This is a genomic window from Wolbachia endosymbiont (group A) of Longitarsus flavicornis (assembly GCF_963931955.1).
Classification (GTDB): domain Bacteria; phylum Pseudomonadota; class Alphaproteobacteria; order Rickettsiales; family Anaplasmataceae; genus Wolbachia.
On sequence record NZ_OZ008337.1, the window covers coordinates 439,498 to 459,726 of the forward strand.

Annotated in this window: 17 protein-coding genes and 1 tRNA gene; all 18 read right to left on the reverse strand. The window is 35.6% G+C overall.

The genetic code is table 11. From position 1 onward, the window contains the following. Window position 1: 1 nt before the first annotated feature. Window positions 2–8,521 (reverse strand): DNA-directed RNA polymerase subunit beta/beta', encoded by an 8,520-nt coding sequence (locus AABM58_RS02175; RefSeq protein ID WP_338406185.1) that lies wholly within the window; start codon window positions 8,519–8,521, stop codon window positions 2–4. A gap of 58 nt (window positions 8,522–8,579) precedes the next feature. Continuing rightward, the gene (rplL, locus tag AABM58_RS02180; protein ID WP_338406186.1) at window positions 8,580–8,981 is read right to left on the reverse strand and encodes a 50S ribosomal protein L7/L12; all 402 of its coding nucleotides are present in this window, start codon (window positions 8,979–8,981) and stop codon (window positions 8,580–8,582) included. Window positions 8,982–9,007: 26 nt separating this feature from the next. Continuing rightward, window positions 9,008–9,526: a 50S ribosomal protein L10 gene (gene rplJ / locus AABM58_RS02185; RefSeq protein ID WP_015588767.1), complete on the reverse strand. Its 519-nt coding sequence runs from the start codon at window positions 9,524–9,526 to the stop codon at window positions 9,008–9,010. 12 nt (window positions 9,527–9,538) lie between these two features. Continuing rightward, window positions 9,539–10,192, reverse strand: a complete 654-nt coding sequence (rplA, locus tag AABM58_RS02190; RefSeq protein ID WP_338406187.1) for a 50S ribosomal protein L1 — start codon at window positions 10,190–10,192, stop codon at window positions 9,539–9,541. Between the two features lie 4 nt (window positions 10,193–10,196). Then, complete coding sequence (locus AABM58_RS02195) at window positions 10,197–10,637, reverse strand: 50S ribosomal protein L11 (protein WP_338406188.1); 441 nt, start codon at window positions 10,635–10,637, stop codon at window positions 10,197–10,199. A 2-nt stretch (window positions 10,638–10,639) separates the two neighbouring features. Then, entirely contained in the window at window positions 10,640–11,476 is an 837-nt protein-coding gene (gene nusG, locus AABM58_RS02200) for a transcription termination/antitermination protein NusG (protein WP_015588764.1), read from the reverse strand. Next, window positions 11,466–11,666 (reverse strand): preprotein translocase subunit SecE, encoded by a 201-nt coding sequence (gene secE, locus AABM58_RS02205; RefSeq protein WP_022626186.1) that lies wholly within the window; start codon window positions 11,664–11,666, stop codon window positions 11,466–11,468. Before secE ends, nusG begins: the two co-directional genes overlap by 11 nt. Window positions 11,667–11,685: 19 nt before the next feature. Further along, window positions 11,686–11,758, reverse strand: a tRNA-Trp gene (locus AABM58_RS02210). A 13-nt stretch (window positions 11,759–11,771) separates the two neighbouring features. Next, complete coding sequence (tuf, locus tag AABM58_RS02215) at window positions 11,772–12,944, reverse strand: elongation factor Tu (protein ID WP_010962309.1); 1,173 nt, start codon at window positions 12,942–12,944, stop codon at window positions 11,772–11,774. A gap of 11 nt (window positions 12,945–12,955) precedes the next feature. Next, the gene (gene fusA / locus AABM58_RS02220; RefSeq protein WP_338406189.1) at window positions 12,956–15,031 is read right to left on the reverse strand and encodes an elongation factor G; all 2,076 of its coding nucleotides are present in this window, start codon (window positions 15,029–15,031) and stop codon (window positions 12,956–12,958) included. Window positions 15,032–15,052: 21 nt separating this feature from the next. Beyond that, window positions 15,053–15,532 (reverse strand): 30S ribosomal protein S7, encoded by a 480-nt coding sequence (gene rpsG / locus AABM58_RS02225; protein WP_007549313.1) that lies wholly within the window; start codon window positions 15,530–15,532, stop codon window positions 15,053–15,055. 5 nt (window positions 15,533–15,537) lie between these two features. Continuing rightward, entirely contained in the window at window positions 15,538–15,912 is a 375-nt protein-coding gene (gene rpsL / locus AABM58_RS02230) for a 30S ribosomal protein S12 (RefSeq protein ID WP_265016038.1), read from the reverse strand. A 111-nt stretch (window positions 15,913–16,023) separates the two neighbouring features. Then, on the reverse strand, window positions 16,024–16,560 hold the full coding sequence (locus AABM58_RS02235; RefSeq protein ID WP_338406882.1) for an SGNH/GDSL hydrolase family protein: 537 nt from the start codon (window positions 16,558–16,560) through the stop codon (window positions 16,024–16,026). Between the two features lie 15 nt (window positions 16,561–16,575). Further along, a complete protein-coding gene (locus AABM58_RS02240; RefSeq protein ID WP_338406190.1) occupies window positions 16,576–17,034 on the reverse strand; it encodes an IS4 family transposase in 459 nt (152 codons plus the stop codon). A 75-nt stretch (window positions 17,035–17,109) separates the two neighbouring features. Next, window positions 17,110–17,445, reverse strand: a complete 336-nt coding sequence (locus tag AABM58_RS02245) for a hypothetical protein (RefSeq protein WP_338406191.1) — start codon at window positions 17,443–17,445, stop codon at window positions 17,110–17,112. Window positions 17,446–17,521: 76 nt separating this feature from the next. Next, window positions 17,522–18,314 (reverse strand): IS5 family transposase gene (locus AABM58_RS02250; protein ID WP_338405927.1). Its coding sequence is split into 2 segments (ribosomal slippage): window positions 17,522–18,049 and window positions 18,051–18,314, totalling 792 coding nucleotides; the frame shifts between segments, so codons are not numbered across the junction. 351 nt (window positions 18,315–18,665) lie between these two features. Next, window positions 18,666–18,827 (reverse strand): transposase DNA-binding-containing protein, encoded by a 162-nt coding sequence (locus AABM58_RS02255; protein WP_182319418.1) that lies wholly within the window; start codon window positions 18,825–18,827, stop codon window positions 18,666–18,668. Window positions 18,828–19,093: 266 nt separating this feature from the next. Beyond that, window positions 19,094–20,074: an SGNH/GDSL hydrolase family protein gene (locus AABM58_RS02260; RefSeq protein ID WP_338406192.1), complete on the reverse strand. Its 981-nt coding sequence runs from the start codon at window positions 20,072–20,074 to the stop codon at window positions 19,094–19,096. Window positions 20,075–20,229: the final 155 nt, after the last annotated feature.

Consider the following 20,229-nt stretch of genomic DNA (forward strand, 5'->3'; position numbering starts at 1 on the left):
CTCAATTCGACTGATCATAATGTGATGCTACCACGCTCTCTTCCTCACCAGAGTGTAAATGACAACTATTATCCATTAACCATTTCTCGTCATAAGTTTCAATATCAAAATATTTTTCATATTTATCTACATTATCACAAAGTGAAAGCGCTTTGATCTTATTCATAATCAAACCTGTACCAGCAGGAATTAATCTTCCTACTATAACATTTTCTTTTAATCCACTTAAAGGATCACTCTTCCCGCAGAATGCTGCTTCTGTAAGTACTTTTGTTGTCTCTTGGAAAGAGGCAGCAGAAATAAAGGAGCTAGTTTCAAGACTTGCCCTAGTAATCCCCTGCAGAATAGGAAGATAATGAGTAGGTCGTTTGCCAGAGTTACTCATAGCATCATTTTCCCTATCAACTTCCAGCTTGTCAATGCTTTCGCCAACCAAGTACATAGTATCACCAGGATCAGTAATTTCCACTTTTTGTAGCATTTGTTTTAAGATCACCTCCAAATGCTTGTTGTCTATACGAACACCCTGCAATCTATAAACTTGTTGTATTTCAGAAATCATATAGTGCGCTAAAGCTTCTAACCCAAGCACACGTAAAATATCATGGAGATCAGGGTCACCATCCATCAATAGATCACCTTTACGTACAAAATCACCTTCATTGACTATTACATGCTTACTTCTTGATACCAAATATTCAACTGGAGAAATTTGTTCATCTACAGGTTTAATTAATATACTGCGTTTTCCTCTACGGTCTTTTTCAGAAAACGCTACATAGCCATCTATCTCACTAACAATAGCATGCTCTTTAGGACGACGTGCTTCAAATAACTCTATAACCCTCGGTAAACCACCAGTAATATCACGAGTTTTAACTGACTCTCTTGGTGTTCTTGTAATAACATCACCTGCATGAACCTTCTGGCCATCTTGTACATTGAGCACTGCACCGATTGGTATAAAATAACATGCTTCAACGCCACTTGCGAGTGTCATTACTTTACCATTATCGTCAAGCAGCACAATACGAGGACGTAAATTAGCCCCACCAGAATGCAATTTCCAGTCTTTTACTACTTTGCTTGATATTCCTGTAGATTCATCCATCACTTCAGTGATCGAAATTCCATCTTTTAAGTCCTGATAAGACACTGTACCAGTCTTCTCCGTGATAATAGGCAATGTATAAGGATCCCATTCCGTAACTTTATCGCCAATTTTTACTGACCCACTCTCATCCACATAAAGTTTAGCACCGTAAGGTACACTATGCTTCAACTTTTCACTACCAAGGCTATCAATCAACACGACTTCACAGGAGCGGCTTATCACAATTTTATTTCCGTCTCTATCTATAATTATATTACTATTGTTTAACTTTATTTTAGCATTAATAGAAGCTATAATATTCGAGGATTCAACGCCTCTAGTCATTACTCCACCTATATGGAAAGTACGCATCGTTAACTGAGTACCTGGCTCTCCAACAGATTGAGCAGCGATAACACCAACTGCTTCACCTATTGAAACAATTTTACCAGTTGCAAGGTCTCTTCCATAACATAAAGAACACACACCAGGACTTATTTCACAAGTTAAAGGCGATCTAATTTTTACAGCATCAAGACCTGCAATGCTGATTTGCTTTACTTTATCCTCATCAATTAATTCCCCTGCTTTTACTAATAATTCTTTTGTCACTGGGTTATATATATCATTTGCAGCTGTTCTACCCAGCACAACACTCTCTAGAGATGCAACTATAGTACTTCCTTCAACTGTAGCTCTCACGACAAGACCATCTTTTGTTTTACAGTCATGCTTTGTAACTATGCAATTTTGAGACACATCAACCAAACGACGAGTTAAGTATCCAGAATTTGCAGTTTTAAGCGCAGTGTCAGCTAAACCTTTACGCGCACCGTGAGTAGAATTAAAGTATTCAAATACGTTCAGTCCTTCACGGAAATTAGAAATTATAGGCGTTTCTATAATCTCACCAGAAGGTTTAGTCATGAGCCCTCGCATTCCTGCTAGCTGTTTCATCTGTGAAGTAGAGCCCCTTGCACCAGAGTTAACCATCATGTAAACTGAGTTGTACTTACTATTTTCATCATATATAGATATTGCTTTTAACATGTCATTGGCTATCATATCCGTACACCTAGACCATTCATCTATAACCTTGTTATACCTCTCACTTCTAGTTATTAGCCCATCTTGATATTGCATAGAGAATTTCTTAATTTCACCCCTCGCGTGATCAACATGTGTAGCCTTAGTTTCAGGTATAACCATATCACAACGACCAAAAGATACACCAGAAAATGTGGCATACTCAAAGCCAAGTACCATTAATTTATCAGAAAATACCACTGTAGCACTTTGACCACAGTTACGATATACCAAATCAACTATACCAGTTATTTCCTTGACTGTTAATATCTGATTTATTAGATCGAAACTTAGATTCTTATGCTTAGGAAAAATCTGCCATAATATTAAACGGCCAGGAGTTGTACAAACAGTTTTATAGTGAGTTTCACCACTGCTATTAATATACTCCATCCTATACTTTATACTAGAATGAATATGTAAAGTACCATCACTCAAGGAATGCTCAACTTCACAAAAAGCACCAAAAGATGGTAAATTATCTTCCTTAGGTTCTTGTAAAGTCAGATAATATATACCAAGTACTATATCTTTACTAGGAACTATAATCGGTCTGCCATTAGAAGGACTTAAAACGTTATTAGTGGACATCATCAACACCCTAGCTTCAAGCTGAGCTTCCAATGAAATTGGCACATGCACTGCCATTTGATCACCATCAAAATCAGCATTAAACGCTGTGCAGACAAGCGGATGAAGCTGTATTGCTTTGCCTTCAATAAGGATTGGCTCAAAAGCCTGAATACCAAGTCTATGTAGCGTAGGCGCTCTATTCAACAAAACAGGATGCTCTTTTATTACCTCTTCAAGCATATCCCAAACTTCTGGTTTTTCTGCTCTTATCAACTTACTAGCAAACTTAATAGTTGGAGCCATACCATACATCTTAAGCTTTGAGTAAACAAAAGGTTTGAATAGTTCAAGAGCCATTCTTTTTGGTAATCCACACTGATTTAGCTTCAAAGTTGGACCAACAACTATTACAGAACGTCCAGAGTAATCTACCCTTTTTCCTAAGAGGTTCTGACGAAAACGACCTTGTTTTCCTTTCAGCATATCGCTAATAGATTTTTTATATCCAGCAGCACCGGCTTTATTTACCAGAGTATTACGACGGCTATTATCAAAAAGAGAATCAACTGCTTCTTGTAACATCCTTTTTTCATTACGAATCATAATCTCAGGAGGATTTAAGCTCAACAATTTCCTCAACCTGTTATTTCTATTAATAATAGTCCTATAATGATGATTCAGATCAGAAACTGCAGGACGACCACTTTCAAGCGATACCAAAGGACGCAAATCAGGTGGTAAAATAGGTATAGTTGTAAGTATCATCCACTCAGGTCTATTTCCAGACTTAATGAAGTTTTCAATAATACGTAATCTCTTTATAATTTTCTTTCTTCTTATCTCAGAAGCAACAGACTCTAACTCTAGTCTTAAATTCTTTCTAATTTCATGTAAATCAAGGCGCGTTAGCAACTCTCTTATAGCTTCAACACCTTGCATAGCTATAAAATTATCGATCCCATAGCTATCTTTAGCTTCATTATAAGCTTTTTCACTAATAATCTCACCTTTTTCAAAAGGAGAAACAAGAGGATCTATCACGATATAATTATCGCTATATAAAATATTCTCAATGTCTCTGAGAGACATATCCAATAATGCCCCAATTCTTGAAGGAAGCGATTTTAAAAACCATATATGAGCAACAGGAGATGCAAGCTCTATATGACCCATCCTTTCTCTTCTTACTTTAGAAGATGTAACTTCTACTCCGCATTTTTCGCATATGCGACCTCTGTGTCTTCTTTTTTTGTATTTTCCACATAAACATTCATCGTCATTGACAGGGCCAAAAACCTTAGGGCAAAATAATCCACCTTTCTCAACTTTGAACGTACGATAATTTGCAGTTGAAACATCTTCTATCTCACCACAAGATATACGTTTAATACTTTCAGGGCTAGCAATTGATATGCTAACCTCATTAAAAGGTTGCGCAATGTTAGTGTGAGATATATCTTCAATCACTACATCATTTTGCTTTAAATCTACATTTAAACATAAAGAACGTAGTTCTTTTATCATCACATTAAAGGACTCGGGAATTCCACATTCAAAATTACTGTCACCTTTTATTATCGATTCGTAAATCTTAACTCTACCATTAATATCATCAGACTTCACAGTTAACATTTCCTGCAAAGTATAAGCAGCACCATAGGCTTGTAATGCCCAACATTCCATTTCACCAAAACGCTGACCACCAAAATGAGATTTTCCTCCTAGAGGTTGTTGAGTAACTAAACTATAAGGCCCTACTGAACGCGCATGAATTTTACCATCAACCAAGTGGTGCAACTTAAGCATGTACATGTAACCAACTGTAACCTTGCGGTCGAATTTTTCACCAGTGCAACCGTCATACAATACAGCTTGTCCAGAGTTATCTAAACCAGCAAGTTCAAATAATTTTGCTATTTGTTCATCTTTTGGACCCTCAAATACAGGTGCAGCAACAGGAACGCCATCACGTAATTTACGTGCAAATTCAATGAGATTATTATCACTAATATTACGAATATCATTACAGATAGATACGTTACTGCCATAGCTATAAACCTCAATCAGGAAGTTACGTAAATTGCTATATGAACTTTTACAAGAGCTCAAATAGTTCTCTACTAACGCATTCAACTCGTCATTTAGTGCATTCTTATTGGGTGTATTTAAAACAGAAGCCGTTATTTCATCATCATCAATATTTTCAATTTTTTTATTGTCAAGGTATGCTACTGCAAATTGTGTAAAATTATCATCGTTAAGGGACCTAATTTCCTTGCAAAAAGCACTTTTGATTTTATTGATCTCATCGAGAAGATTACTTACCTTTTCCCCTAATTTTCTACAAGCCCAACCTACATGCGTTTCTAGTATTTGCCCTACATTCATTCGTGAAGGAACACCAAGAGGGTTAAGAATAATATCAACAGGAGTACCATCTTCCAAATAAGGCATATCTTCCACTGGCACAACTCGAGAAATCACACCTTTATTTCCATGTCTACCAGCCATTTTATCCCCTGGTTGCAGACTATGTTTCACAGCAATGAAAACTTTTACTGACATCGACACACCTTGAGGCAGGTCATAACCTTCATGTAATTTTTCTACTTTTCGCTTAAACTGTGCTATTGCATGTGATACTTTTTCATCGAAATCTTTTTTTAAGCTCTTAACTTGCTCAGAAATGGATTGGTTTTTTAATCCTATACCCCACCATTGCTCACGTTCAATAGAGTCAAATTTTTCTCGATCTTGAGAACCAGAATTAATAAGAAGTTTCTTCAGTTCATCATAGAAATATTCACTAGTAACATTGATTATATAATCTCGCTCTTCCTCAAAGTCATTTACCTCTTTTTGTTTGATAAGTAATGCCCTTTCATTTTCTTCAACCCCCCTGCGTGTAAAGACTTGTACATCAATTACTGTACCTTCAACATCTGGAGATGTATATAAAGAGGAATCCGCACAATCGAATGACTTTTCACCAAAAATTGTCATTAATAATTTCGTTTCAGGAGGCAATGAAAGAGAAGGTTTAGGTGTAACTTTACCTACCAGAATATAGCCTGGACCAACTCTTGTACCAATTTTCACTATACCACTATCATCCAAGTGATATAGATTCTCTTCATTAACACCAGGTATAGCACGAGTTATTTTTTCTGATCCTAAAGGGGTATCATGTACAACACAGTCAAATTCTTCTATATGAATAGAAGTAAAGAGATCTTTTTTAACAACTTCACTAGAAATAATAATAGAGTCTTCAAAATTATAACCTTGCCAAGACATAAAAGCGACTAGCAAATTTTTACCAAGTGCCAACTCACCACTGTTAATTGCAGGACCATCAGCTATTACATCACCCTTTTTAACATAATCACCTACGCACACTAGCGGTCTTTGATTAATACAAGTATTATGGTTAGAACGCTGAAATTTCCTTAGATGATAAATATCTACGTCCAAGTAGTTAACCCTTTCTTTATCAAAAGCACGTATAACTATAGAGTTACTATCAGAACTATCAACTATGCCATCGCGTTTTGCTAAAACTACAGCACCAGAGCCAGAAGCTACAAAAGACTCCATACCAGTAGCAACCAGAGGAGCGGTAGGCTTCAATAAAGGTACGGCCTGACGTTGCATATTTGAGCCCATTAATGCTCTATTAGCATCATCATTTTCTAAAAATGGAATCAAGGAAGCTGCAACTGATATTACCTGCTTAGGAGATACGTCAATGTAACTCACCTGATCACTACTTACCATAACGAAACTACCAGCATACCTACAGTATAGCATGTCATCAACAAAGCAATTATTTTCATCGAGCTTTACGCTAGTATCAGCTATATAATATAAACCTTCATCTATGGCAGACAGATACTCAATTTGATCAGTAACAACCCTATTAACTACTTTTCTATAAGGACTTTCAATAAAACCATATTTACTAATACGTGCGTATATAGCTAAGCTGTTGATTAACCCTATATTTTGCCCTTCAGGAGTCTCAATAGGGCAAATTCTTCCATAATGAGTTGGATGAACATCACGCACTTCGAATCCTGCCCGTTCTCTTGTTAAACCGCCAGGACCTAACGCGGACAACCTTCTTTTATGCGTTATTTCAGATAACGGATTAGTCTGATCCATAAATTGAGATAATTGAGAAGAATTGAAGAAATCTCTTAAGACATTAGTTAACACTTTTGGATTAATAAAATCAGATGGAGAAACTTTATCTAAACTAGAAGTGGACATAGAATCAACTATTGCGCGTTCCAATTTCAACAACCCAGTTCTAAATTGATTTTCTATAAACTCTCCAACTGATCTTACTCTTCTGTTTCCTAAATGATCAATATCATCTACAGATCCTTGGCCGTCACGTAACAATACTATTTTTTTTACAATTTCAATAATATCTTCATGTGTTAAAACAGTTAAATCCTCATCATAATTTAATCCAAGGTAAGAGTTAAGCTTCAACCTACCAATGTTAGACAAATCATAATATTCCGGACTGAAGAAAAGATTACGAAAAAACTCCTCTACTATCTCTAAAACAGGAACTTCACCAGGACGCAAAACTCTATATATTTCATATAGCGCATCCTGATAAGACATGTTTGCGTCTAAGAAAAGCGTATTTAATATATAAGGCCCAACAAACAAATTATCTATGTTTAACACTGATATTTCATCTACAGATAATAACTCAAGCTTCTTTATGTCTTCCAGCTTTATAGATTCACCAGCAGATAAAATTTTCGTAGAGCTAGCACTATCCATTAAATCTTCTGCGAGGAATAAACCACATATAGAATTAAAAGGAACCAGATACTCTTTCAATTCATTATCATATAGCTTTTTAGCTAGTCTTGAGGTAATACGAACGTTAGCTTTAAGCAGCACATTACCTTCAATATCCATTAAGTCGAAAGGCAGCCTCACTCCTTTAAATTTATCAGGAACAAAAGGCACTTTCCAACCATCTTTATGTTTTACATACTTTATCTTCTCATAAAATCTATCGAGTATATCATTATTTGATAAACCCAACGCCTTTAATAAAACTGAGATTGGCAATTTTCTTTTTCTATCAACACGAAAATACAAATGGTCTTTAACATCAAATTCAATATCAAGCCAAGAACCCCTATAAGGAATAATTCTAGCAGAATAGATCAATTTACCAGAATTGTAAGTTTTTCCCTTATCGCTATCAAAGAATACACCAGGAGACCTATGCATTTGTGAGACGATAACTTTTTCCACACCATTAATGATGAAAGTGCCCTTATCAGTCATCATAGGCAACCCACAAAAGTGGACTTTCTGCTCTTCTATAGATTTTACAACGGTTGCAAGTTTAGAATGATCTCCACTCTCTTTAATCGATTTATATTCATCAAGAGAAATACCATCCTGCATAACAACAAGACGTATAGAAGCAATAACCTGAGCAGAAAAAGTTACACCACGCTTTATACACTCAGATTCATCATACTTAGGATCATCTACCCTACAACTTATAAACTCAATAGTAGCCCTACGCAAAGGATCATTTATTGGAAAGATTGTATGAAAGATAACTTCAAGTCTTTCATTACCCTTATTCTGAGGAGTAAATGAATCATACGATTCTTTTTGAACCTTAACCAAATCCAATAAAGAATCTTTTAAATCAATCGACCTAGAATAAGAAACTCTAGGAACAAAAGCACCAGAAGCGTACATATAAGAAGAATCAACCATTAAAATACCCCAAACTAATTAAAAGAGCTATATCAATATAAAATTAATACATTAAATATTATTCAAGCTCCACTTTAGTTGCTCCTGCTTCAATAAGTTTTTGCTTGATTTTTTCTGCTTCGTCTTTAGGAACATTAGCAGTCAAATCTTTAGGTAAAGATTCAACCAACTCTTTTGCTTCTTTTAAACCCAATGTAGAATTAATCTCTCTCACAGCTTTAATAACTCCTATTTTTTTACTCGCATCAATTTCTTTAATCACAACTTTATATTCAACTTTCTCTTGAGCAGCAGGAGCAGCAGCATTATCGCCAACAGGCGCCCCAGCACTAACAGCTCCGCCAAGAAAAGAACCAGCAGGCAACCCTATTTTCTCTTCTAGAACTTTTACAAGTTCAGAAGCCTCTAATAGATTTAAAGATAATATTTTATCAACCAAATCACTTGTTACATTACTCATAATTACCACCTTACTTAACAATAAATTTATTTTTTAGAACTATAATAATCCAAAACTCTCATAAGCCTCATAGAAGATGAATTAATAGACAACGCCAATCGAGCAGGAATATCATAAGATATTAAACGCATAATTTTAACACGCAATTCATCCAGAGAAGGCAACTTAGCCAGTTTATTAACATCTTCCACTGTTAACAATTCATTTAAATGAGCCGCGCAAATCACAGACATTTTTTCTTTGTTAGCATTAGCAAAATCAACTATTAACTTTGCAGCTTCTACTATGCCACTAGAGTATATAATAGCAACAGGACCAGAAAATTTGCCTGATAAATAAGAAAATTTGCCAGTCCTTTCCAAAGCCAAGCGAGCCAGAGTATTTTTAACTACTAATACCCCACCTGTTATAGACTTCAGGTTATTCCTCAGGATTAATGAATCATTAGCATTTATAGATTTAAAATTTACTAATATTAAGAAATCATTATTTACAAATACGTTTATTGTGTTCTGTATAAATTCATCCTTATTTTTACGCTTCACGGTATCGCTCCCTTAAATTATATCTTCCACTTTGCTTATCTTATAAGCTTTACCCATAGTTGAATTTAAAAAAACACCCTTAAAGTAAACTCCTTTCACAGAAATAGGTTTATTATCTTTAATTACTTTAAGAAAGGCTTTTAAATTTTCTAGCAAGTCATCAATATCAAATTTAATATTTCCTAATTTACCATGAATAACACCATTTTTATCTGTTCTAAATTTTATCTGACCAGACTTAATGGTTTTAATAGCTTCTACAATGTTAGAAGTCACAGTACCAAATTTAGGGTTAGGCATCAGCCCTTTAGCACCCAATACTTTTGCAATAGGAGTGATTTTTGCCATAAAATCAGGAGTAGTAATGCACCAATCAACATCCAACTTTCTACCTTTTTTTATTTCTTCAACTAAATCCTCTCCTCCTGCAATATCAGCACCAGCTTTTTCAGCTTCTAATAAATGTTTATCTTGAGTGAAAACAGCTACTTTAATATTCTTCCCGATACCCTTAGGCAAAACTACTGTACCACGCATCTGCTCTTCAGATTTACGTGAATCTACGCCTAGATTGACCGCAACATCAACTGATTCATTAAATTTTGCTGAAGCAGACTCAACAATCTTCTCCAAACATTGCTTAGGATTATCATTATATGTATTCATTCACCTAACCTTCCACAACTTCTATACCCATAGATTTTGCAGTGCCTATAACCATCTTCACTGCTGAATCTTCATTATCCACTTTCATATCAACCATCTTGCACTTTGCCACTTTAATTATAGCAGACATAGGTAATTTAGCCACTAATTCTTTACCAGGATTACCAGAACCTTTACTTAATTTAGCTTCCTGCTTAAGTAAATAAGCCACAGGCGGACCGCTGACAGTAAAATCATGAGAGCGATCATCCTTTATGGAAATTCGCACTGTTACTAAATCGCCTACTTTATAATTAGCGTTAGCAGCGCTAGTAACTTTATTAAAAGCTTCACAAAACTTAGGAACAGGTATACCACGCGGACCAAGTACTGAAGCAATTTTTGGTCCTGGAACTGCTTTTCCAGCTTCCATAAGTAAGTTAATCTTAGCAACTACAACACTCATAATTAATCCTCTATTTTCTCTACTTGAGCCAGATCAAGCTCTATTATTGTCGGCTTACCTAAAATCGATACTTCCACATTAATAATTTTTTTCTCATCGTTTACCATATTTACCTTACCAGTAAAATTTTGAAAAAGACCATCATTAATTTTCACTTTTTCACCTTTTTCATAACCATAACCTAACTTCTTTGTCTCTTGAGCATTATAAAGTGCATTACACATTGAGTGAATCTCATCATCCAAAATTACCTTTGGAATATTACCATTTTTCAAAAATCCATAAACCTTAAGAGATTTTGGTATATTATTGATAAAATTCAATACTTCATCGCATAAATTCACGTATAAAAAGACATAACCAGGAAAGCATTTCCTTCGTGTAGCAATTTTCTTAGATTTCAACTCTATTTCACTTAGCTCTTCATATGGAATAAAAACTTCCTTAAAGTAATCATTAACACCCAATCTCATAGAATTTTCCAATATATGTTGGCGCACTTTCTCTTCACAATTGGAAGCAACTCTCAAGATATACCATTTATATCTATTAAATTCTTTACACTTTAAACTTATCTCATCATCTGAAATCATCTCAAAATCACCAGATTCGCCACTACAGAATCCAGGCGTTTGATTCAAAATATTTTTGCTTTCATCACACAGATGCATATATACATACACTTCACATAACTCTTTTATATCAGACTTTGAATTACATACCGTTTGATAAGGAATAAACACTTCCTTAAAATAAACAGCATTACTTACCAATTCGCGTATGTTTTGCTCATATCCATAATCAACTTTAATGATATACCATTTATATTCACATTCCATAAATAATTCCAAATAAAGCCTTAATTACGTAAAGAGACATAAAATCCACAAAACAGAAGAAAATCGAAAAGCATAATATAACAATCATTACAACAAATAGAGATGACAACACCTCCTGTTTCTTTACCCAAGCAATTCTTCGTATTTCTTGCTTTATATCACAGAAAAAACCACACAAACTTTTTAACATTTCCACCACAACATTAATGCAGGAGCGATAGGAATTGAACCTACAACCTCTGGTTTTGGAGACCAGCGCTCTACCAATTGAGCTACACTCCTATAACTCAAACTCTCACTCCAAAATTTCAGAAACAACACCAGAACCAACAGTTCTACCGCCTTCTCTTATCGCAAAACGCAATCCCTTATCCATTGCTATCGGTACTTGCAATTCTACTTCTACACTCACATTATCTCCTGGCATTACCATCTCCTTCCCATCTAGTAATTTTATGCTCCCAGTTACATCCGTTGTCCTTAAATAAAACTGTGGCTGGTAATTCGCAAAAAATGGTGTATGCCTTCCTCCTTCCTCTTTCTTTAATATATAAACCTCCGCCTTAAACTTTCTATGCGGCGTTATCGTCCCCGGTTTTGCTAATACTTGCCCTCTCTCCACTTCTTCTCTTTTTGTTCCTCTTAACAATATTCCTACATTGAGTCCTGCACTTCCCTTATCCAGCAACTTCTTAAACATCTCAACACCTGTGCATATCGTCTTTTGCGTCGCTTTCAGACCTATTATCTCTATCTCTTCTCCCGTCTTTATCTCTCCCTTCTCTATTCTTCCTGTTACCACTGTTCCTCGCCCCGATATCGAAAATACATCTTCGATTGGCAATAAAAATGGTAAATCCACAGGCCTTGGTGGAACCGCCACATATTCATCTAACTTTTCCATCAATTTATCTATTGATTTCTTTCCATATTCGCTGCTGTCATCCTCCAGCGCCTTGAGTGCTGAACCAACCACCACAGGCACTTCATCCCCTGGAAATCCGTATTTACTCAGTAATTCCCTCACTTCCATTTCTACTAAATCTATCATATCAGCATCAGCAACATCAGCTTTATTTATATACACCACGATATATCCAACACCCACCTGCTTCGCCAGCAATATATGCTCTCTCGTTTGTGGCATTGGCCCATCAACCCCTGACACTACCAATATCGCCGCATCCATCTGTGCTGCACCTACTATCATGTTCTTTACATAGTCAGCGTGTCCAGGACAATCAACGTGTGCATAATGCCTTTTCTCTGTCTGATACTCAACATGCGCTGTTGCTATCGTTATCCCCCTCTTCCTTTCTTCTGGCGCTTTATCTATCTGATCGTACGCTACAAAATTTCCATAATGCTTTGTTATCGCCGCTGTTAACGTTGTCTTCCCATGATCCACATGCCCTATTGTTCCCACATTTACATGCGGCTTTCCAAATGCTTCCACTACTGCTGTCATAATTATTACCCTTAATTATACTTTAACTTTAACTCATCAACCACATATTGTGGTACTTGTTCATAACAAGAAAAATGCATACTATACTGAGCTCTTCCCTGAGACATAGAACGCAAAACGTTGATATAACCAAACATATTTGCAAGAGGCACCGAAGCAGTAATTATTTTGCTATTATTACCTAAATCCAGCATATCAGCAACATTTCCTCTTCTACTATTTATATCACCCATAACATCACCCATATATTCTTCAGGAGTAATGATTTCAACTTTCATTATAGGTTCTAACATTTTTGGACCAGCTTTATTCGCCATTTCCTTAAAAGCACCCTTAGCAGCAAGTTCAAAAGCTAAAGGACTAGAATCAACCTCATGAAAAGCACCATCAAGAAGAGTAGCCTTAAAATCAATCAACGGAAATCCCGAAATTATACCACCTTCTTTTATCAACTCCAAGCCATTTTCTACTCCAGGAATATACTCCTTTGGAATAGCACCACCTACAATTTTACTTTCAAATTGAAACCCAGAACCAGGCTCAAGAGGTTCAAATTTTATTTTAACCTTAGCAAACTGACCAGCCCCACCAGATTGTTTTTTATGAGTGTAATCAATTTCAACAGATTTAGTGATAGTTTCACGATATGCAACCTGAGGAGCACCGACATTAGCCTCAACGTTAAACTCGCGCTTCATTCTATCAACAATAATCTCAAGATGGAGCTCACCCATGCCTTTCAATATAGTCTGGCCGCTTTCCGCATTTACTGACATTCTTAAAGAAGGATCTTCCGCAACCAACCTATTTAGAGCAAGACCTAATTTTTCCTGATCTGAAGTGGTTTTAGGTTCCACAGCAATTTCAATAACAGGCTCAGGAAATTCCATACGCTCCAATAATATAGGAAAATCAACAGAACATAAAGTATCTCCGGTGGTTGTTTTCTTTAGCCCAACTAAAGCAACTATATCTCCAGCCCTAGCCTCAGTTATATCTTCTCGGTTATTTGCATGCATAAGTAACATTCTGCCAATCCCTTCAGTTTCGTTTTTTAACGCATTTGAAACGGTAGATTTAGACTTTAATTTACCAGAATAAATACGGATAAACGTCAAGCTGCCTACAAATTTATCCGTCATCACTTTAAACGCAAGAGCAACAAATTTCTCTTTTTCTGAAGGTTTGACCTCAATTTTCTTTTCTGAATCTTTAGGATCAGTTCCAACAATTACATCAACATCAATAGGAGAAGGTAAAAAGTCAACCACACCATCTAAAAGTAGTTGTACGCCTTTATTTTTAAAAGCTGACCCACATAACACAGGAACAAATTTTCCTTTAATGGTCCCATTTCTCACGCATTTTTTCAGTAAATCCACTGGTAGATCATTAGACTCAAAGTAAGTATTCATCGCTTCATCATCCATCTCAGCTGCAGCATCTAATAAAAGATTTCGATATTCTTGAGCCTTATCAAGCAAATCAGAAGGAATATCTTCATAAGAAAATTTAGCGCCCAACGTTTCTTCTTGCCATATAATGGCTTTCATAGAAATAAGGTCAATTATACCTTTGAAATCTTTCTCGCTCCCTATTGGTAAATGAATAACTAAAGATGCTGCACCAAGCTTCGTCTTTATCATATCGACACACCGATAAAAATTTGCCCCTATCCTGTCCATTTTATTAACAAAGCAGATACGAGGAACACTATATTTATCAGCTTGACGCCAAACTGTCTCAGATTGGGGCTCAACTCCAGCAACTCCATCAAATACAGCAACTGCACCATCCAAAACCCTTAAAGATCTCTCAACTTCAATAGTGAAATCAACGTGACCAGGAGTGTCTATTATATTAACCCTATGATCATTCCAAAAACATGTTGTTGCAGCAGATGTGATTGTAATACCACGCTCTTTTTCCTGCTCCATCCAATCCATAGAAGCTGCACCATCATGCACTTCACCAATTCTATTTTGCTTACCAGTATAAAATAAAATACGCTCTGTTGTGGTAGTCTTACCAGCATCTATGTGAGCCATTATCCCTATATTTCTGTATTTAGATATTCCAACTTCCATATCACAATTAATTAGCTAACATTAAAAACGAAGATGAGAAAATGCCTTATTAGCCTCAGCCATTTTATATTTTTCTTCGCACATCTTAAACGCACCACCGCGTTTATTATAAGCATCCAGTATTTCAGATTGCAAACAATCAACAGTGGTTTTTCCACTCTTTTTTCGAGCAGCAGAAGTTGCTTTAGCAATCCACCTTAACGCTAAAGAAACTGCTCTATCTTGTCGAACTTCAACAGGCACTTGATAAGTTGCACCACCAATGCGTCGAGAACGCACTTCTATAGAAGGAGTAACATTTCCTACCGCTGTTTCAAAAATTGATAACCCACCTTCGCCTATTTTCTTTTCAGCTAAAGACAAAGCGTCATAGATAATCTTTTCTGCAGTAGATTTTTTACCACATTTCATGATTGTATTAATGAAACGCATCAGCAAAACACTGCCGTAACGCGAATCAGGACTTATTTCTCTTTTTTTTGCTTTATTCCGACGAGCCATAAACTTTAACCAGATTTCTTTACACCATATTTTGAACGAGCTTTCTTCCGATTTTGCACACCACGCAGATCAAGGGCACCTCTTATTATGTGATAACGCACACCTGGCAAATCTTTAACCCGCCCACCACGTATCAAAACAACAGAGTGCTCTTGTAAATTATGACCTTCACCAGGTATATAAGCTGTCACTTCACCATATCCACCAATTTTTACTCTGGCTACCTTACGGAGTGCTGAGTTAGGCTTCCTAGGAGTTGTAGTATACACTTTAGTGCAAACACCTCTCCTTTGAGGGTTGCTTTCTCCCAAAGCTGGTACCTTTTTCTTATGGGTCAATCCTAATCTACCCTTACGTATTAATTGATTTATCGTAGGCATATGTTATAAACTCAAGCTCATTAAAATAACTAAGTTTTTAGTTATAAAATAATAAACCTCAATAGTCAATATAAAAATAAACATTACTACTCTAATAATTAAGCTCAATAACTATTCATACCATCTGAATAAGGTCATTCTTTTCATTTTAGAGTTAAGATCAGATGCTTTTATTTCAAGATCTGTATTTTTCTTCATATAATCTAAGCCATTAGCCAATTTTGCATTGAAACTCTCTGTGAGCTTTGTAGCTAATTCCCCTGCTTCTTCATCTCTATTAAAAGCTGGTATTAAGCCAATGTCAGGTGCGTTTGCAACAACTACACACTTAACACCATGTTCATTTAGAACCTTGAGTGCATTACATATTTCACTCACTGCTTGTTCCAACACTCCTTCCGCTTTAGTATCATCATAAGCAGTGGCAACCATAACATCATTTCTGCCGATTATGATGCAAAATAAATCTTCTTTACCTATATCTGGATGATGTTTTATTACCGCATCTAGCTGGTTAGCTAAACGAAATTTATTGAAGAAATAAAAAAAAATAGGGTCAAAAATTTCAGACGCTGTTGCACATGAAACTGCATAGTTTTGACCTTGCTGTTCGTAGCATCTACCAAAAAAATGAATAACTCCACCCAGGTTTAAATCTCACTTTTACCCACAATTTTGAGAGGTTATGATGTGAAGCATAACAATGCTCTCCTTAAGGTTTTCATAGCCCCGCCATAGAGTCATAGACCCTGGTAAATTATCACTTTTTCTATTCATAAATCCACCCAATTTTCCTAACCAAATAATAGCTTGTTTTATGTTTGGAGGTTCTTCGGGTAATGTTGCTACCCGATACTCACGCATGTAAAGGACCTTCCACTCTTCGTTGGTTAAAATTTTAGTACAGGTTTCCATGGGATTTGATAAAGCCACTTTTGTCAAATATAAAATTTTAAACGCGATTATACTTTTTATAGCAATTAACTTCTGTAATCTTTCTTTTGTAGCTAAGCGAGAGCTTTCTATCTTACATCCTGATTTTAAAATCCTAAAATACTCTTCAATTTTCCATCTTAGCTTATACCAATTTATCTTTTCTATGGCATCTAAAGTATGGTACATTAGTTAGTAGAGTCCAGTCGACAGCTTCCAATCCATCAGGAGCTTTTGCATTTACCACATATACAGGGACTTATTTTATGTATTGTATCTTTTGACCCATAAATGGAAGAAGATCTGATAGGCTTTCATATACTTAATTTCAATATTAGCTTTCCTTGATCTCTGGTTTCCACCTTTAGTAACTTCTAGAGAAATTTTCTTTTTTACTGGCAGTTGAGTGATGCGTGTTTGCAAATCTGTTTTTCCGACTTCAGTACAGATAAATCTTCTATTAGCTCGATTGCGGATTACATAAAAACTACCTAACGTCTCAGCCACCCATAAAAATTTGAAGATGTCTGCTTCCCTATCACCAAAAGTTGTACATTTGGAGGAAGGTTGTTTATAGTTTCTTTGAGAGCTGTTATCCACTTATAACTTTCTTTTTCTTCTATGGAGGTACCTGTTTGCTTTTTCTTGTGCCGTTTCTTTTTCCCTAAGAACCTGTTCATAATCTTTTGAGGAACAAAGCAGTGAAAGCAAGAACTACCATTTGCAAGCTGGTGTTGAGTTTACGCTCGCAATTTTTCCATAACCGTCTACATTTTTCCAACCAAGCAAAAGAACGCTCTACAACCCATCTTTTTGGCAATACAGCAAAGGTATGTAATTCACTGCGTTTTATTACCTCAACAGTTGCACCAATAGTTGCTTTTATTTGTGTTGCAAAATTCTCTCCCGTATAGCCTGCATCAACCAGTACATTTTTAACTCCCGAGAGGTTTTCTTTTGCATTTTCTACCATTCTCACAGCACTGCTACGGTCAGTTATCTCTGCTGTTGTTACATAAATTGCATGTGGCAAACCTTGCGTATCTACTGCAATATGGCGTTTTATTCCTGAAATCTTTTTGCCTGCATCGTAGCCTTTTTCTTCAGCAGTATCTGCATTTTTTACACTCTGTGCATCAATTATGCAGAAGCTGGTTTTTTCTTTCCGACCATTGTTTTGTCGGACTACGCCAACTATTTTTTTTTAACACCAGCTCCAGAACACTTTCTTTATTTGCATCTGGTTTTTCACTCCACTTCTTAAAATAGTCGTAACAATTGCGCCATTTTGGAAACTCTTTTGGTAGCATTCTCCACTGACAAACGCTTTTCAGAACGTATAACACTCCACAAAATACATCATACAAATCAAGTTTTCTTGGTTTTGTTTTTTTTCTACAGGACTCTAGATCTGGTAATATAATCTCAAATCTTTCCCGACTTATATTACTTGGGTATAAACTCCTCATATATCCTAACTTATATACATTATCTCTTAGTTTATTCCTTTCTTGAGATCATGTACAGGTTCTAATAGAACGCGCCCAACATTGTTGGGAAGATAGACCTAAAGGTAATCCGTCTTTGCTAGGCACTATGCAACAGTAAACCCATTTTATGCTTTGTATAAGCTTTAGAAATACTACCTAGTCTCTTGGTCTTTATATGAGAGTCAAAATCCAAATAACTTGTATCTTGAATTGAAAAAACTAACCGGTTCCCTTTTATTCTTTCCTTAGTTTCTTTGTAGTGGGAAGAATAAATTTCCTTATCTTTAAGTTTTTCATTGCTTATATGCACCCTTAGCTTCTTTCCACCCACTACAGCTTTGATTCAGATGCCTTACCCTCTATGCAATAACTTGTTTTTATAAGTCTTTTATTAAGCCTTATATCTCCCAAATTAATGTGTTTTAACTCTCTTTCCAGCCATTTATCCCCTAAGCCATCTGTATATTGCACGCTTGTACTTGTTTCTATCATTTTGATCCTAAATTATTTAGCTTACGCACTTTTTATATTTGTGGGTAAAAGTAAAATCTAAATCCGATAGAGCATTGTTGGCACACCATCAAAAGTCGCCTCAGACCTCTAATGCATCAATGTACAGACTTACACCTTTTAGTTGGTAATACCATTTTAGACGTTTATCATTCATTTTAGAAAATACTATAGAGTATCCACCTTAAGTTCATTGAATTTTCTTACCCTTGCTTCTTAACTTGACGCGTATGGTTAAATAAACTGTGTTAAATCAACTCATACATTTCATTACCAACTTCATGATGAAGTTCTGCAGTTGGATGAAAATAATCAAAAAAGAAATAATCCTTTAGTGTTTCTTTGCTACACTCAGGGTTATAGTGAATGTCAAGTTCCCCTTTAAATATCAACTTTAAGAGTATTTTTATATTTTCTTTAAATCTCCCAATTTGGTCTGCAATGTTCGATGTGCATGCATCTTGACAATTTAAACCTTTGCTCTTGTATTCGCTAAGCATACTTTTCATTTTAGAGTTAAGATCAAATGCTTTTATTTCAAGATTTGTACTTTTCTTCATATAATCTAAGCCATTAGCCAATTTTGCATTGAAACTCTCTGTGAGCTTTGTAGCTAGTTCCCTTGCTTCTTCATCTCTATTAAAAGCTGGTATTGAGCCAACTTCAGGTGCGTTTGCAACAACTACATGCTTAACACCATGTTCATTTAGAACCTTAAGTGCATTACATATTTCACTCACTGCTTGTTCCAACACTTCTTCCGCTTTAGTATCATCATAAGCAGTGGCAACCATAACATCATTTCCGCCGATTATGATGCAAAATAAATCTTCTTTACCTATATCTGGATGATGTTTAATTACCGCATCTAGCTGGTTAGCTAAACGAAATTTATTGAAGAAATAAGAAAAAATAGGGTCAAAAATTTCAGATGCTGTTGCATATGAAACTGCGTAATTCTGACCTTGCTGTTCGTGGCATCTCCCAAAAAATGAATAACTCCACCCAGGTTTAAATTCATCTAAATCTAAATATTTTGCTATATATTCAACAGCAGTAGGGCCATTGCTAAAAGATCTTCCTTGATAAAAAGGATCATCAAATTTTACGCTTTTTGCAAAGGATAAATTATTTAAAATTCCAATGATTGCGCCATTATCGGATAAGCTATCACCCAGAACATAAAAATTTCTATACTTTGAATTAGAATTGTCATTTTTGTTTGTCATAATATTTACCGTAGATTAGCATATTGTTTCATTAGATTCATAAAAAAAGAAAAATAGCGGTGCAACTTTTTTACAACCCCCATTTTAAACTTTATTGTATATTTCCTTCATATCATACCTTTTTGAAAAAACGTTTTATTTTAAAAACGCTCTGA

Bases quoted from the DNA above. Each gene is read 5' to 3' on its own strand.
- AABM58_RS02255 (WP_182319418.1), bottom strand. From the start codon at position 18,827: ATGATAGAAACAAGTACAAGCGTGCAATATACAGATGGCTTAGGGGAT.
- AABM58_RS02175 (WP_338406185.1), bottom strand. From the start codon at position 8,521: ATGGTTGATTCTTCTTATATGTACGCTTCTGGTGCTTTTGTTCCTAGA.
- nusG (WP_015588764.1), bottom strand. From the start codon at position 11,476: ATGGAATGTGAATATAAATGGTATATCATTAAAGTTGATTATGGATAT.
- rplA (WP_338406187.1), bottom strand. From the start codon at position 10,192: ATGAATACATATAATGATAATCCTAAGCAATGTTTGGAGAAGATTGTT.
- secE (WP_022626186.1), bottom strand. From the start codon at position 11,666: ATGTTAAAAAGTTTGTGTGGTTTTTTCTGTGATATAAAGCAAGAAATA.
- rpsL (WP_265016038.1), bottom strand. From the start codon at position 15,912: ATGCCTACGATAAATCAATTAATACGTAAGGGTAGATTAGGATTGACC.
- AABM58_RS02260 (WP_338406192.1), bottom strand. From the start codon at position 20,074: ATGACAAACAAAAATGACAATTCTAATTCAAAGTATAGAAATTTTTAT.
- rplL (WP_338406186.1), bottom strand. From the start codon at position 8,981: ATGAGTAATGTAACAAGTGATTTGGTTGATAAAATATTATCTTTAAAT.
- tuf (WP_010962309.1), bottom strand. From the start codon at position 12,944: ATGACAGCAGTAGTGGAAGCATTTGGAAAGCCGCATGTAAATGTGGGA.
- rpsG (WP_007549313.1), bottom strand. From the start codon at position 15,532: ATGGCTCGTCGGAATAAAGCAAAAAAAAGAGAAATAAGTCCTGATTCG.
- AABM58_RS02240 (WP_338406190.1), bottom strand. From the start codon at position 17,034: ATGTACCATACTTTAGATGCCATAGAAAAGATAAATTGGTATAAGCTA.
- AABM58_RS02195 (WP_338406188.1), bottom strand. From the start codon at position 10,637: ATGAGTGTTGTAGTTGCTAAGATTAACTTACTTATGGAAGCTGGAAAA.
- fusA (WP_338406189.1), bottom strand. From the start codon at position 15,031: ATGGAAGTTGGAATATCTAAATACAGAAATATAGGGATAATGGCTCAC.